The sequence below is a fragment of the Roseomonas sp. WA12 genome (genome assembly GCF_054165765.1).
In genome coordinates this window covers 2842968-2857039 of sequence record NZ_CM135108.1, presented here as the reverse complement: position 1 = coordinate 2857039, position 14072 = coordinate 2842968, and the positions used below count along the sequence as shown (strand labels likewise).

The following is a 14072-nucleotide window of genomic DNA, read 5'->3' as shown; positions in this document are numbered from 1 at the left end:
TGGCAAGAATGGCCATTCTGGCAGACCCGGATGATCCTCAGCGAAGGAAGAGGAAGCGTTTTGAGCAAGACCAGCCTGTCGGGTCCCCGCGCCGCGGACGCCCCCGTGACGCGCTTTGCCGCGCTGCGGCGCGAGATCACCTCGCCCTCCTTGTCCTTCTTGATGGAGGCGCATGACGGCCTCTCGGCGAAGATCGTGCAGGAGGCGGGGTTCCGCGGCATCTGGGCCTCGGGCCTGACGACATCCGCGGCGCTCGGGTTGCGCGACAGCAACGAGGCGTCCTGGACGCAGGTGCTGGACGTGCTGGAATACATGGCGGACGCCACCACCCTGCCGATCCTCGTGGATGGCGATACCGGGCACGGCAACTTCAACAATGTCCGCCGCTTCGTGCGCAAGCTGTGCGAGCGCGGCATCGCCGGCGTGTGCATCGAGGACAAGCTGTTCCCCAAGACCAACTCCTTTATCGGCGAGGCGCAGCCGCTGGCGGATGTGGACGAGTTCTGCGGGCGCATCAAGGCGGGCAAGGACAGCCAGACCGACGATGATTTCGTGCTGGTCGCGCGCGTCGAGGCGCTGATCTCCGGCCAGGGCATGGAGGAGGCGCTGCGGCGCGCCGAGGCCTATCATGCAGCGGGTGCGGACGCGATCCTGATCCATTCCAAGAAGGCGGATGCGGACGAGATTTTCACCTTCACCGAGCGCTGGGCCAACCGCGCGCCCGTGGTGATCGTGCCCACGATGTACTACGCGACGCCGACCGAGCTGTACCGCCAGGCCGGCATCTCCACCATCATCTGGGCGAACCATCTGCTGCGTGCCTCCATGACCGCGATGCGCGAGACGGCGGCGCGGGTCCATGAGGATGAGTCGCTGGTGCGCGTGGAGGGCAGCGTCGCCACAGTGAAGGACATCTTCCGGCTGATGGGAAATGCGGAGCTGGAGGAGGCGGAGCGTCGCTACCTGCCCGCGCGCCCCGCGCCCTCGGCCATCGTGCTGGCGGCTTCGGGCGGCGAGCTGGGCGGTCTGACGCTCGATCAGCCGAAATGCATGCTGGACATCCGCGGCCAGTCGCTGCTGCAACGCCTTGTCGGCACGCTGCGCGAGACCGGCGTGCGGGACGTGACGGTGGTGCGCGGCTATCGCAAGGAGGCCGTCTCGCTGCAGGGCATCCGCACGCTGGACAACGACCGCTATGCCGAAACGGGCGAGGCCTGGTCGCTCGCCTGCGCGCGGGAGACGATAAAGGGCGAGACGATCGTCGCCTATGGCGACGTGCTGTTCCGCCCCTACATCCTGGAAAGCCTGCTGACGAGCCGCGCCGATGTGGTGGTGGCCGTTGACACGCTCGGCGTGCAGCCGCATCCCGGCCGGCGCGACCTCGTCGCCGCCGATCGCCGCTTCTCCGGTGACTATCTCGACGACCGGCCGGCGCATCTGGAGCACATGGGGCTGGACGTGGCGCCCGATGCCCTGTGCGGCGAGTGGATGGGGCTAGTGCGCTTCAGCGCGCGCGGCGCCGAATGGCTGCGCGACGAGATGGCGGCGATGGAGGCGGAAGGGCTGCTCGAGGGTGGTGACCTGCCGCTGCTGCTCACGCGCATCGCGGCCAAGCACCCCGTGCGCGTGAAGTACTTCACCGGCCACTGGCTGGACGTGGACACGCTGACTGACCTGGCCGAGGCCCGCAACTTCACATGATCACGGCGGACGACTTCATCGCCGAGGCCGGGCGTGCCGGCTTCGACTTCTACACGGGCGTGCCGTGCAGCTTCCTCACGCCTCTCATCAACGGCGTGCTCTCCACGCCGTCCCTCGCCTATGTCGGTGCGGCGAGCGAGGGGGAGGCGGTGGCCATCGCCTCCGGCGCCTGGCTCGCGGGGCGGCGGACAGTGGTGATGTGCCAGAACTCCGGGCTGGGGAATGCGGTGAACCCGCTGACCTCGCTCAACCACCCCTTCCGCATCCCCACCCTGTTCCTGACCACCTGGCGCGGGGAGCCCGGCATCCCCGACGAGCCGCAGCACGAGGTCATGGGGCAGATCACCCAGGACCTGATCGCGCTGATGCGGCTGGAGCAGGCGCCCTTCCCGCAGGCGACGCAGGCGCTGGCACCCGCGCTCGATCACGCGGTGGAGCGGATGGAGGCGACGGGCCTCCCCTATGCCTTCGTAATCCGCAAGGACGATGTGGCGGATCGCGCGCTGAACCAGCCGCCGCGCGCGCTGCCGGGGCCCGGCCGGCGCGAGGATTTCCCGGCCAATGGCCCGCGGCCCAGCCGTGCCGCCGTGCTGGAACGCTTCCTCTCCATCGTGCCGGACGAAGCCGGGGTGATTGCCACCACGGGCAAATGCGGGCGGGAGTTGTTCACCCTCGCGGACCGCAGGCAGCACCTCTACCAAGTGGGTTCCATGGGCGGGGCAAGCGGCATGGGCCTCGGCGTGGCGCTGAACAGCAACCGGCCCGTGGTGGTGCTGGATGGCGATGGCGCGGCGCTGATGAAGCTCGGCACCTTCGCCACCATCGGTGCCCATGGGCCGGAAAAGCTGATCCATGTCCTGCTGGACAACGGCGTGCATGATTCCACGGGCGGGCAGGCCACCGTCTCGGCCTCGGTCGATTTCGCGGCCATCGCGCTGGCCTGCGGCTACCGCTACGCCGCCTCCGCCACATCGCTGGACGGGTTCGAAGCGGCCTTCCGCGCCGCCACCGCCCATGGCGGGCCGGCGATGATCCATTTGCGGATCGCGCCGGGCTCGATGGAAAAGCTCGGCCGGCCCACGGTGAAGCCGGCGGATGTGGCGCGGCGGTTCCGGGACTTCCTGGCGGAGCCCATGCCCGCGTGATCTGGACCACCGCGGTCAGCCTCGCCGTCGGGCTGGCCATTGCCGTCGCGCTCATCCTCGCCAACGATCCCGGCGAGATCCTCCGCCTCCTGCTGGAGACGGGGTGGTGGATGCCTGCCGTGCTGGCGCTGAACGTGGCGCAGATCTTCGCCTCCGGCCTGGGCTGGGGGCCGCTGATCGAGGATCCGCGCCGGCCGGGGGTGCTGGGCCTCGCCTGGCTGCGCTGGATCCGGGTTTCGACCAACGCGCTGCTGCCCATCGTGCAGGCAATGGGGGAGCTGATCCGGGCGCAGCTCCTCCTGCGCTACGGGGTGGACAAGCTGCGCGTGATCGCCAGCCTCGCCATCGATCTCGGCACGGAGATGGCCTCCCAGATCGTGTTCTCGCTGCTTGGACTGGCGGTGCTGCTGGCCATCCCGCATGCGGGCGGCAGTTCGGCAATGACATGGGCGGTTGTCGGCACCGCGCTCGGCGCCGGGGTGACGGGGGTGTTCATCGCCGCCCAGCGCTGGGGGCTGTTCCGGATGGTGGAGACGATGCTGCCGAAGCTGGCGGCGCGGGTGGGCTGGACCTCGCTCGGGGAACTGTCCGGCCTGCATGACACGGTGGTGCGGCTCTACGGCCAGCCCGGGCGGCTGTGGCGCAGCGGGCTGTGGCACTTCGCTTCCTGGCTCATCGGCGTGCTCGAGACCTGGGCCGCGCTGCGGGCGCTGGGGCTGGAGACGAGCCTGGCCGAAGCGCTGGTGATCGAGAGCCTGGGCCAGGCGGCCCGCAGCGCCGGCTTCTTCATCCCCGGCGCGCTGGGGGTGCAGGAGGGCGGCTATGTGCTGATCTGCGCGCTGTTCGGCATCCCACCGGACCGCGCCATCGCGCTGGTGCTGATCCGCCGTATCCGGGACATCATCCTGGGCCTGCCGGGGGTGATATCCTGGCGCTGGGCCGTCGCCGCCGACCGTGCCCGCCCCGAAGCCGCGGCGAGGAGCCCTTCATGAACGACAGTCCCGTCCTCCTTACTCCGGGGCCGCTGACCACGGCGGTGGAGACGCGCCGGGCCATGCTGCGGGACTGGGGTTCGCGCGACCCGGCTTTCATCGCGCTCACCGCCGAGCTGCGCGCACGCCTTCTGGCCGTGGCGGGCGGGGAGGGGACGCATGTGGCGGTGCCGCTGCAGGGTTCGGGCACCTTCATCGTCGAAGCGGCGATCGCCACGCTGGTGGGTCCGGCCGACAAGTTGCTGGTGCTGATCAACGGCGCCTATGGCGAGCGCATGGTGACGATCGCGCAGCGCCTTGGCCGCGCGGTGGAGACGCTGCGCTGGGCGGAGAACCGGCCGGTGGAAGCCGCGGCGGTGGCCGATGTTCTGCGGGCTGACCCGGCCATTACCCATGTCGCGCTGGTGCATTGCGAGACCACCACCGGCATCCTGAACCCGCTTCCCGAGATCGCGGCTGTGGTGGCGGAGGCCGGGCGGGCCCTCTTGCTGGATGCGATGAGCAGCTTCGGCGCGCTGCCGATCGATCTGGCCGCCGTGCCGGTCACCGCCGTGCTCGCCTCCTCGAACAAGTGCCTGGAGGGGGTGCCGGGGCTCGGCTTCGCGCTCGTGCAGCCGGCCGCGCTGGAACGGGCGGCGGGGAACTGCCCCTCCCTGTCCTTCGACCTGCACGCGCAGTGGACGGGCTTCGAGAAGGACGGCCAGTGGCGTTTCACGCCGCCCGTGCAGGTGGTGGCCGCGCTGGTGGAGGCGCTGCGGGCGCTCGAGGACGAAGGCGGGCCGGCGGCACGCGGGCGGCGGTACCAGGACAACTTCGACACGCTTTGGGCCGGGATGCGGCGGCTGGGCTTCGAGCTGTTTCTGGATGAGGCGGTGCAGGCGCCGATCATCGCGACCTTCCGCATGCCCAAGGACCGGCCCCTGGCCTTCCGCGCCTTCTACGACGCGCTCGCAGCGCGGGGTTTCCTAATTTACCCGGGCAAGCTGACCCAGGCGGAGAGCTTCCGCATCGGCTGTATCGGGGCGCTGGACCGCCGGGATTTCGAGCGGCTGCTGGAGGCCGTGGAGGAGACTTTAGTGGCCTTGGAGACCGCGTAGAGGTCCCGTCCCAGGATCGCCGGTACAGCTTCGCCAGCGCGCCAGCGCCAAACCCCAAAGATAGAAGGGGGTCTGGGGGGATACCTCCCCACGCCCTTGCTTCACGCCCGCTGCTGCCGCGTCCCTGCGACGGCGAGGTAAACGGCCGCGAGCGGCGTGATGATCGCGGCCGCCCAGAGCATAGGCACCGTCGCGCCCACCCAGATCAGCACGGGGACGAGGGCCAGCAGGTCGTCCGGGTCGATGGTGATGCCCGGCGCGAGGTCGTAGCCGCGCAGCGTGCCGATGCGCAGGATGTGCAGCTGCCAGAACAGCGCGCCGATCGCCGCCCCCGCCACGGCGCCGAGGATGAGGCCGGTGCTGCCGAGGACGGCCATCTGGCCGATGCCGATGCCGACGAAGGCGATGATGTTGGAGAAGCAGTCGCTCAGCAGGTCGTAACGGTGCCCGGCTGGGCTGGTCTGGCCGGTGGAGCGGGCGAGCTCGCCATCCGCGCGGTCGAGCAGCATCGACAAAAGGAAGATCGCCCCGCCGATATCCTGCCAAACCCCGGCATCCCGCGCGAAGGCGAGGGCGGCGGCGATTCCGGTGACCAGCCGAACCGTGGTGATCTGGTTAGGCGTCACCCCGCTAGGCGCAATGGCGCGCACAGCGGGGCGAACAATCCGGTGAATGACGGTGTTGGCGCTCATCGCGGAACCTTCAGGCGGCGGCCGGACGGGGCTTGCCCATGAAGCGGCGGCCGATGCGGATCCAGAAGGGCACGGTGGTCGGCCGCAGCAGGCGGCGGTCGTAGCCGGCCATGCGGCGGTCGTTCTCGGCCAGGCAGATGTCGATGAGATCGGCCGCGCTCATGCTGATGCCGATGGAGTCGGACGAGGCCGTGAAGTTGGTCTGCTTTGAGGAGCTGCCCATGTCGCGGGCCAGCACCAGCCGGTCCCAGATCAGCACGGCCCAGACGGCGGCGGTCTTCGCCAGGAAGTACGGCTTGCGCCACAGCGGCTGGCGCGCACGCTGCCAGGCCGCCCAGTTGGCGAAGAACAGGATGTGCCGCGCCTCCTCCTGGATCACCGGCTCGAAGGTGTCCACGAGATCGGGGGGGAAGTAGCCGGAGCGACGCGCGGCCTCGAACAGGCCGAAAGCGAAGAAGCTGTCGATGCACTCGCTGTAGCCGGTGCGCATCCAGCCCCATTCGACGTCACGATAGCCCGTGTATTCCGGCTCCGGCTCCAGCACGACGCCATAGGCCTCGACGAGGTTGGACAGCACCTTCTTGTGCCGGGCCTCCTCGTTGCCATCCATCACCATCGCCTCGTTCATGAGGGGATCGGTGATGGTGGCGGCGTAGTCGAGCACGCGCAGCGAGGCGCGGCCCTCGGTCTGCACGGCGATGTCCCAGATCGGCAGGCTGGTCAGGCGGGCATGAGCGTCCGCGTCCAGCTTCGGCCAGTCGAGCACGCGCGGCTTGTAGGGGTTGTGCGTCTCCAGCAGCATGCGGGCGAACATCACGCCGTGCTCGTCGCTGCCGATGCGCACGGGGCCGGGCCGGTCGAAGGTCCAGTTACGGGCGTAGTGGTCGGCTTCGGCGACCTTGGGGCTGTCGAGAGGGACGGTCTCGGCAGGTCTGGACGACATACGCGTTTCTTCCGGAACAGGTGGCGGCGCAGCGGCGCCGGGCATCGATTAATCGGTGCCTGGTGCGAAAGTGCAACCCGGTGCGCGGAACCGGAACGCTCTCTCGACTGGGTTATAGGCAATCGGAAACCCCGCGCCTAACCTCTGTAACAGGGGTGCCTTACAGGCGCCCAACGGCGAGAGGATCTGGTGCGCATGCGGGTTCTGCTGGCCCAGCCCCGGGGGTTCTGTGCGGGGGTGGTCAGGGCGATCGACATCGTCGAGCGCTCGCTCGAACGCTTCGGGGCCCCCGTCTATGTCCGTCACGAGATCGTGCACAACCGCCACGTCGTCGAGACTCTCCGAAGCAAAGGGGCGGTTTTCGTCGAGGAGCTGTCCGAGATCCCGGACGGTGCGGTCACCATTTTCAGCGCTCATGGCGTCGCGCGCTCGGTGGAACAGGAAGCGGCGGCGCGCGGGCTGCCCGTGCTGGATGCGACCTGCCCGCTGGTCGCGAAGGTTCATGGCCAGGGCAAGCGCTATGCGGCGCGCGGCCGAACCCTCGTTTTTATCGGCCATGCAGGCCATCCGGAGGTGGAGGGCACGCTCGGTCAGCTAGACGGCCCGGTGCATCTCGTCTCCTCCGCCGAGGAGGTGGCGCGGCTGGACCTGCCTGCGGATGCCCCACTCGCCTACATCACCCAGACCACGCTGAGCGTGGACGACACGCGCGGCATCATCGCCGCCCTCCGGGCCCGGTTCCCGGACATCGAGGGGCCGGACGTCTCGGACATCTGCTACGCCACCCAGCACCGCCAGGCGGCGGTGCGGGAGCTGTGCGGGCAGGTGGACTTGCTGCTGGTGGTGGGCAGCCGCAACAGCTCCAACTCGAACCGCCTGCGCGAAATCGGGGTTGAACATGGCCTGCCGAGCCACCTCATCTCGGACGGCGGCGAGCTGGACTTGTCCTGGCTGGCCGGCGTGCGGACGGTCGGGCTGACCGCCGGGGCCTCGGCGCCGGAGGAGCTCGTCCTGGATGTCTTGGCTGCCCTGCGTCGGCATACGGAGGTCGAGGTTGCGGCGATGACAGGAATCCACGAAAACATCGAGTTCCGCCTTCCGGTGGAGCTTCGGGACCCTGAGCCACGGGACGTCGAGACCAGGGCGCCATCCGCCGCGACGCTCACCCAGCCAGCCGAATAAGAGGAGCGCAGTTTTGGGCATTCCCGTGCTGCAGGCCGCCCGTATCGGGGCGTATCTGATGAAGCAGCAGCTGTCGGGGCGGAAGCGCTACCCGCTGGTGCTGATGCTGGAGCCGCTGTTCCGCTGCAACCTGGCCTGCGCCGGCTGCGGCAAGATCGACTACCCCAACGAGATCCTGAACCAGCGCCTGACGGTGGATCAGTGCATGGAGGCGATCGACGAGTGCGGCGCCCCCGTCGTCTCGATCGCCGGCGGCGAGCCGCTGCTGCACCGGGACATGCCGGAGATCGTGCGCGGCTACCTGGCGCGGAAGAAGTTCGTCATCCTCTGCACCAACGCCCTGCTGCTGGCGAAGAAGATCGACGACTACAAGCCGAACCCGGCCTTCACCTGGTCCATCCACCTGGATGGCAACGAGGCGATGCACGACAAGTCCGTCTGCCAGACGGGCGTCTATGACAAGGCGGTCGAGGCCATCAAGCTGGCCAAGTCCAAGGGCTTCCAGGTCAGCATCAACTGCACCCTGTTCAACGATGCAGACCCCGAGCAGACCGCCCGCTTCTTCGACGAGATGAAGGCAATCGGGCTGGACGGCATCACGGTCTCCCCCGGCTATGCCTATGAGCGCGCGCCGGACCAGCAGCACTTCCTCAACCGCAACAAGACGAAGGAGCTGTTCCGCGGCATCCTCGCGCGCGGGCGCGGTGGCAAGGAGTGGCCCTTCACCCAGTCCCGCATGTTCCTGAACTTCCTGGCAGGGAACGAGGCCTACAAGTGTACGCCCTGGGGCAACCCGACGCGCACCGTGTTCGGCTGGCAGAAGCCCTGCTACCTGCTCGGCGAGGGTTACACCAAGACCTTCAAGGAGCTGATGGACGACACCGAATGGGACAAGTACGGCGTCGGCAACTACGAGAAGTGCGCGGACTGCATGGTCCATTCCGGCTTCGAGGCCTCGGCCGTGACGGACATGATCAAGAACCCGATCAAGGCCCTGAAGGTCCAGCTTGGCGGCATCCGCACCGAGGGGCCGATGGCGCAGGACATCTCCCTCGATAACCAGCGTCCGGCCGACTACGTCTTCTCCGGCCATGTGGAGAAGAAGCTGACCGAGATCCGCTCGGCCAAGCACGGCTCATCCAAGGGGGCCGGCCAGCCCGGGGTGAAGCGCGTGGTGGCCGCGGAGTAACGCCCGGAAGGCCCGCTCGGCCTCCATCCCCGTCCGGATCAGGGCGGGGAGCTGGAGGGGGTGGGCCAGGAGCGAGCGCAGGACGGCGGGCAGGTCCATGCCCCCGTCCGGGCGCATCCCCACCCGCGCGGCGGGGGGAAGGCTGCGATCGGCAGCATCAGAAATCACGCGGGCGGCCGCGAAGGGGAGGTTGTGGCGCTTCGACAAGCGGGCCGCGATCTGCGACTCCATGTCCACGGCCAGGGCGCCGGTTTCGCGGTGAAGGGCGGCCTTACCAGCCGCTTCCGCGATCATGGTGTTGCTGCCAAGGATCGCGCCACGCCATGCGCCAGGCAGGGCGGCGGCGAGGCGGTCGGCCCAGGCCGCGTCGGTCGGGAAGGCCTCCGCCCCGGCCAGCACGGCATCCGCCACCACCCAATCGCCGGGCCGCAGCCCTGGCGCCAAGGCCCCGCCGATTCCGATACTGATGAGGCCCCGCGCGCCCGGCGCCAGACGCCCCAACGCCGCCTCCAGCCGCGCGCGATCGCCGCCGCCGGCAACCACCTCCACCCCCGGCCCGGAGAGGATCCGCGCCTCCCGGCGCAGCCCCGTGGCCGCGAGGATCATCACATTCCCTGCGCCGGCCGCCGCGCGTTGCTGCGCTTGAGGTTGCGATAGCGCGCCATCGCCCAGAGCGGGAAGAACTTCGGGTAGCCGTGGTAGCGAAGGTAGAAGACGCGCGGGAAGCCGCCGCCCGTATAGGCGTCCTGCTGCCACAGCCCCGTCTCGTCCTGGTTGTCGCGCAGCCAAGCAACGCCGCGCGCCACGGCCGGATGGTCCACCTCGCCCGCCGCCATCAGGGCCAGCAGCGCCCAAGCGGTCTGGGACGCGGTGGAGGGGGCAGGCTCGTAGCCGCGGTAGTCGAGGGAGTAGCTCTCGCAGTCCTCGCCCCAGCCGCCATCCGGGTTCTGGATGGAAAGCAGCCAGTCCGTCCCGCGCCGCACGCTCGGCGCCGTGCCGTCCAGCCCCGCCGCGTTGAGTGCGATCAGCGCGGACCAGGTGCCGTAGATGTAGTTCACGCCCCAGCGGCCGAACCAGCTGCCATCCGCTTCCTGCTCGCGCTCGAGATAGGAGAGAGCGGCGCGCATGCGCGGGCTGCCTTCCGGCGTCTCGCCGAGCTGGGCCATCATGCCCAGGCAGCGCGCGCTGACATCGGCGGTGGGCGGATCGAGCAGCGCGCCGTGATCGGCGAAGGGGATATTGTTCAGGTAGTAATGCGTGTTGTCGACGTCGAAGGCGCCCCAGCCACCATTGCTGCTCTGCAGCCCCTCGGTCCATTCGGCGCCGCGCGCGATCGCCTCGTCATAGCCGGTGCCGAGCGACAGCTGGTGCCGGGCGCGGTCCATCGCCATCACCACCACGGCGGTGTCGTCGAGATCGGGGTAATGCGCGTTGCGGTACTGGAAGGCCCAGCCGCCCGGGCGGACATGCGGGCGCTGCTCGGCCCAGTCGCCGCGCACCTCCAGCTCCTGCAGCGGCTTCAGCCAGTCCAGCGCTTGCGGGACGGTGGATTCCGCCAGCTCGCCGCCGGCCTCCATCATCGCATGCGCCGTCAGCGCCGTGTCCCAGACCGGAGAGACGCAGGGCTGGCAATAGGCCTCGTCCTCGCGGATCACGAGGAGCTTCTCGATGGACTGGCGGGCGATGGCGCGGTCGGGGTGGTCGGGCGGGTAGCCCAGCGCGTCATACATCATTACGGCATTGGCCATGGCCGGGTAGATCGCGCCCAGCCCGTCCTCGCCGTTCAGCCGCTCAGTCACGAAGTTTACGCAGCGCTCGATGGCATGCTGGCGCAGGCGGCGGGGCCAGAGCGGCTCGGCCACCTTCAGCCCGCCATCAATGCCGTTGAAGAACAGGGCCCAGGCGGGATGGCGATGCGTGCGCGCCCGCTTCCAGGCCAGGCGCGGGCGCGTGAACAGCTCCTGGATTTGCACGCCGCGCGGGTTGCGGGCCCGCACGCGCAGGGTCTGCAGCACCAGCAGCGGCACCAGCACCGTGCGCGCCCAGTAGGACATGCGGCCGATATGCACGGGAAACCAGCGCGGCAGCAGCATCACTTCAACGGGGATGGTGGGCACGCGGCGCCAGGGGATTTCCCCAAACATCGCCAGAAGGATGCGGGTGAAGACATTGGCGCGGCCGGCGCCACCATGGGCGAGGATAGCCGCGCGGGCGCGGGCCATATGCGGCGCATCCGGGCTGTCGCCGATGATCTTCAGGCAGAAATACGCCTTCACCGACGCGCTGATGTCGAAGGCGCCGCCATGGAACAGAGGCCAGCCGCCATGCTCGCCCTGGATGCGGCGCAGATAGGCGCCGATTTTGCGCTCCAACTCCGCATCCTCGGGCTCGGCCAGGTGCTGGCGCAGGAGCACGTATTCGGCGGGGATGGTGGCGTCCGCCTCCAGTTCGAACACCCAGTGGCCGTCCGGGCGCTGCTGGCGCCGCAGCGCCTCGGCCGCGCGCGTCACCCCGGCCTCGACCTCGTCGAGCCAGGTATCGGCGGGAAGCAGGTCCACCGGCCCGTCCGTCATGCACCGCCCGCCATGGCCTGGGCGCGCCCCTTCCACATGCCGCCCTTGCCGCGCCAGACCTGCCAGGCGGATTGCAGGGTGAACAGGGTATAGGCGGCGCCGATCACGGGCAGGGCGAGACCCCAGAGCGGCGAGACCCGGTAGAAGCGGAGCATGGGCTGGAAGGCGAGGGCCATCATCGCCCAGGCCGCTACCCCCACCAGCCGCGCCGCACCAGCCCCGAAGAGCGCAAGGCAGGGCGGCACCAGATAGGTGAGCCCCATGCCGGCCACCGTGCCCGCCAGCAGCAGCGGCGAGTAGCCGAGCTGGGCATAGGCGGAACGAGACACCATCCGGCCGATCTCGGCCACGCTGCCATAGGGGCGGAGGCTCTTCGCGCGGCGGGTCAGGCCCAGCCAGATCGGCCCCTGCGCCTTCAGCCGGCGGGCCAGGGCGCAGTCGTCGATGATGGCGGTGCGGATGGAGGCGATGCCGCCCGCGCGCTCCAGCGCCTCCCGCCGGACGAGCATGCAGCCGCCGGCGCCGGCGGCCATGCGGCGGTGCGGGTCGGAGGCCCAGGCGAAGGGGTAGAGCATGGCGAAGAAGAAGACGAAGGCGGGGATGAGGAAGCGCTCGGCCGGGGTGGCGCAGGACAGCTCGGCCATTAGGGAGACGAGGACGCGGCGGCCGCTCTCGGCGCGGGCGACCAGGGCGCGGAGGTTGCCGGGCTCGTGGCCGATATCGGCATCGGTCAGCAGGATGAACTCGGGCGCGCCCTTGGTGCTGGCGTGGCGGATGCCCTGCTCCAGCGCCCAGAGCTTGCCGGTCCACCCGGCGGGCAGGGCAGCGCCCTGAAGGATGTCGAGCGGCGCCTCGCCGGCCACCCCGCGGGCCGCGGCGGCGGTGCCGTCCGTGCTGCCATCATCCACCAGCACCACTCGGAAGGGACCGGGATAGTCCTGGCGCATCAGGCTGCCGATGGATGCCGCGATCACATCCGCTTCGTTCCGCGCGGGAACTACGGCGACCACGGCGGGCCATGCGGCGGGCGCGGGCGGCTCATTACGATCGTCGCGGTCCCGCGCCAGCCAGAAGCCGCCGCGGGCGAGCAGCAGCACCGCCCAGATGGCCAGCGCGACCAGGCCGAGAAGCAGCGCCACGGTCACAGGTAGCCCGCGCCCCGGAACCAGCCGAGCGCATCCGCCACCCCCTCCTGCCAGGGGCGCGCGCGGTAGCCCAGCTCGCGCTCCGCCTTGGCCGAGGTGAAGAACATGCGGTAGCGGGACATGCGCAGCGCATCCACGGTCAGCAGCGGCTCCTTGCCCGTCAGCCGCGCCACCGTCTCGGCGCCGAGCGCCAGCGGATAGAGCGGGCCGCGCGGCAGCTTCACCCGCGGCGGCTTCCGGCCGGTCAGCCGGGCCACCTCCGCCAGGAACCCCTGCAGGAACACATCCTCGCCGCCCAGGATGTATCGCTCGCCGATGCGGCCGTGCTCGAAGGCCAGCAGATGGCCCGCCGCGATGTCGTCCACATGGGCGAAGTTTAGCCCGGTCTCCACGAAGGCCGGGATCTTGCCGCGCGCGGCATCCAGGATGATGCGCCCCGTGGGGGTGGGGCGGATGTCGCGCGGGCCGATGGGGGTGGAGGGGTTCACGATGACGGCGGGCAGCCCGTCCCGCTCCACCATCGCCTCCACCACGCGCTCGGCCATGGTCTTGCTGCGCTTGTAGGTGCCGATGGCCTCGGTCGGCGCCATCGGCGCCGTCTCGTCCACCGGGGCGGTGGCGCCGGCGACACGTAGCGTGGCGACGCTGCTCGTATAGACCACGCGCTCCACCCCGGCCCCGAGCGCGGCCAGCATCAGCGCGCGCGTGCCCTCCACATTGACGCGCAGCAGCACCACCGGATCGGGCGCCCAGAGCCGGTAGTCGGCCGCGACATGGAACAGGTGCCGGGCGCCCTGCATGGCCCGGCGCAGGGAGGCGGGGTCGGTCAGGTCGCCCTGCACCGGCTCGCAATCCAGCCCGTCGAGATTGCCGCGCGGGCTACTCGGGCGGACCAGGGCCCGCACATGTAGCCCACGGGCGACGAGGAGGCGCGCGACCGCGGAGCCGAGGAAGCCGGAAGCGCCTGTCACCAGGACGGTATCGCCCGGCCGGAGTTCCGCCGCGGCGGGGCGCGCGGTGTCCTCGGCGGGGCCGGTCGGCGGGTCGATCGACCGGTCAGCGTGTGAGATGTCCCACTCCCGTTCCTGTGAGCCCGGCGCCGGTGATGCAGGCCTGCCGGCGGGGGCGGACACTAGGCCAGATGGCCCGCGCTTCGCAATTTTTGACACGCGATCAGAGGGTATCCCCTGCTGTATGGCAGCGCTGTAATCAGCGCCTTGGCGCAGGGTTTTGACGGTTCAGCCCGCAGAGCGGACCGGGCCGGCGTCCTGCCCCGGCGGGCGCAGGTCTCCTTCGAGCTCCCACGAAGGCGGGAGCGGTGCCTTGCAAAGGTGTCGGGCGCATCGTGACATCGCCGTGGGCGCGGCGTTTGCATCGCTCGGCCTGTTCCGACCCGAGGGTGAAGCCTGATCC

12 protein-coding genes are annotated in these 14072 nt (G+C 69.9%); 6 read left to right on the top strand and 6 right to left on the bottom strand.

The window, feature by feature from the left end:
• Positions 1–60: 60 nt before the first annotated feature.
• Genes aepX through ACVBD7_RS13730 form a run of 4 tightly spaced genes read left to right on the top strand, consistent with a single transcriptional unit; the run spans position 61 to position 4935 of the window.
• Complete coding sequence (aepX, locus tag ACVBD7_RS13745) at positions 61–1701, top strand: phosphoenolpyruvate mutase (protein WP_458093797.1); 1641 nt, start codon at positions 61–63, stop codon at positions 1699–1701.
• The gene (gene aepY / locus ACVBD7_RS13740) at positions 1698–2846 is read left to right on the top strand and encodes a phosphonopyruvate decarboxylase (protein ID WP_458093796.1); all 1149 of its coding nucleotides are present in this window, start codon (positions 1698–1700) and stop codon (positions 2844–2846) included. Before aepX ends, aepY begins: the two co-directional genes overlap by 4 nt.
• A complete protein-coding gene (locus ACVBD7_RS13735) occupies positions 2843–3838 on the top strand; it encodes a lysylphosphatidylglycerol synthase domain-containing protein (protein ID WP_458093795.1) in 996 nt (331 codons plus the stop codon). The genes aepY and ACVBD7_RS13735 overlap by 4 nt, the downstream gene beginning before the upstream one ends.
• The gene (locus ACVBD7_RS13730; RefSeq protein WP_458093794.1) at positions 3835–4935 is read left to right on the top strand and encodes a 2-aminoethylphosphonate--pyruvate transaminase; all 1101 of its coding nucleotides are present in this window, start codon (positions 3835–3837) and stop codon (positions 4933–4935) included. The genes ACVBD7_RS13735 and ACVBD7_RS13730 overlap by 4 nt, the downstream gene beginning before the upstream one ends.
• Positions 4936–5036: 101 nt before the next feature.
• Here ACVBD7_RS13730 and ACVBD7_RS13725 read toward each other — a convergent pair whose 3' ends face one another.
• Together ACVBD7_RS13725 and ACVBD7_RS13720 are read right to left on the bottom strand one after the other, a co-directional pair.
• Positions 5037–5627 (bottom strand): CDP-alcohol phosphatidyltransferase family protein, encoded by a 591-nt coding sequence (locus tag ACVBD7_RS13725; RefSeq protein WP_458093793.1) that lies wholly within the window; start codon positions 5625–5627, stop codon positions 5037–5039.
• 10 nt (positions 5628–5637) lie between these two features.
• The gene (locus ACVBD7_RS13720) at positions 5638–6570 is read right to left on the bottom strand and encodes a ferritin-like domain-containing protein (RefSeq protein ID WP_458093792.1); all 933 of its coding nucleotides are present in this window, start codon (positions 6568–6570) and stop codon (positions 5638–5640) included.
• A gap of 195 nt (positions 6571–6765) precedes the next feature.
• Between ACVBD7_RS13720 and ispH the strand changes: the two genes are divergently transcribed.
• Both ispH and hpnH read left to right on the top strand, forming a co-directional pair.
• Positions 6766–7752 carry a 4-hydroxy-3-methylbut-2-enyl diphosphate reductase gene (ispH, locus tag ACVBD7_RS13715; protein ID WP_458093791.1) on the top strand — a complete coding sequence of 329 codons (987 nt, stop codon included), beginning with the start codon at positions 6766–6768 and terminating at the stop codon, positions 7750–7752.
• A gap of 13 nt (positions 7753–7765) precedes the next feature.
• A complete protein-coding gene (hpnH, locus tag ACVBD7_RS13710; RefSeq protein WP_458093790.1) occupies positions 7766–8941 on the top strand; it encodes an adenosyl-hopene transferase HpnH in 1176 nt (391 codons plus the stop codon).
• On the opposite strand, the gene ACVBD7_RS13705 is transcribed toward hpnH, so the two are convergent.
• The 4 genes from ACVBD7_RS13705 to hpnA are packed head-to-tail and all read right to left on the bottom strand — an operon-like array spanning position 8888 to position 13633.
• A complete protein-coding gene (locus ACVBD7_RS13705; RefSeq protein ID WP_458093789.1) occupies positions 8888–9547 on the bottom strand; it encodes a phosphorylase family protein in 660 nt (219 codons plus the stop codon). The two genes, hpnH and ACVBD7_RS13705, sit on opposite strands and share 54 nt — an antisense overlap.
• Positions 9547–11514, bottom strand: a complete 1968-nt coding sequence (gene shc / locus ACVBD7_RS13700) for a squalene--hopene cyclase (protein WP_458093788.1) — start codon at positions 11512–11514, stop codon at positions 9547–9549. Before shc ends, ACVBD7_RS13705 begins: the two co-directional genes overlap by 1 nt.
• The gene (locus ACVBD7_RS13695; protein ID WP_458093787.1) at positions 11511–12659 is read right to left on the bottom strand and encodes a glycosyltransferase; all 1149 of its coding nucleotides are present in this window, start codon (positions 12657–12659) and stop codon (positions 11511–11513) included. Before ACVBD7_RS13695 ends, shc begins: the two co-directional genes overlap by 4 nt.
• A complete protein-coding gene (gene hpnA, locus ACVBD7_RS13690; protein ID WP_458097700.1) occupies positions 12656–13633 on the bottom strand; it encodes a hopanoid-associated sugar epimerase in 978 nt (325 codons plus the stop codon). The genes ACVBD7_RS13695 and hpnA overlap by 4 nt, the downstream gene beginning before the upstream one ends.
• Between the last annotated feature and the right edge of the window lie 439 nt (positions 13634–14072).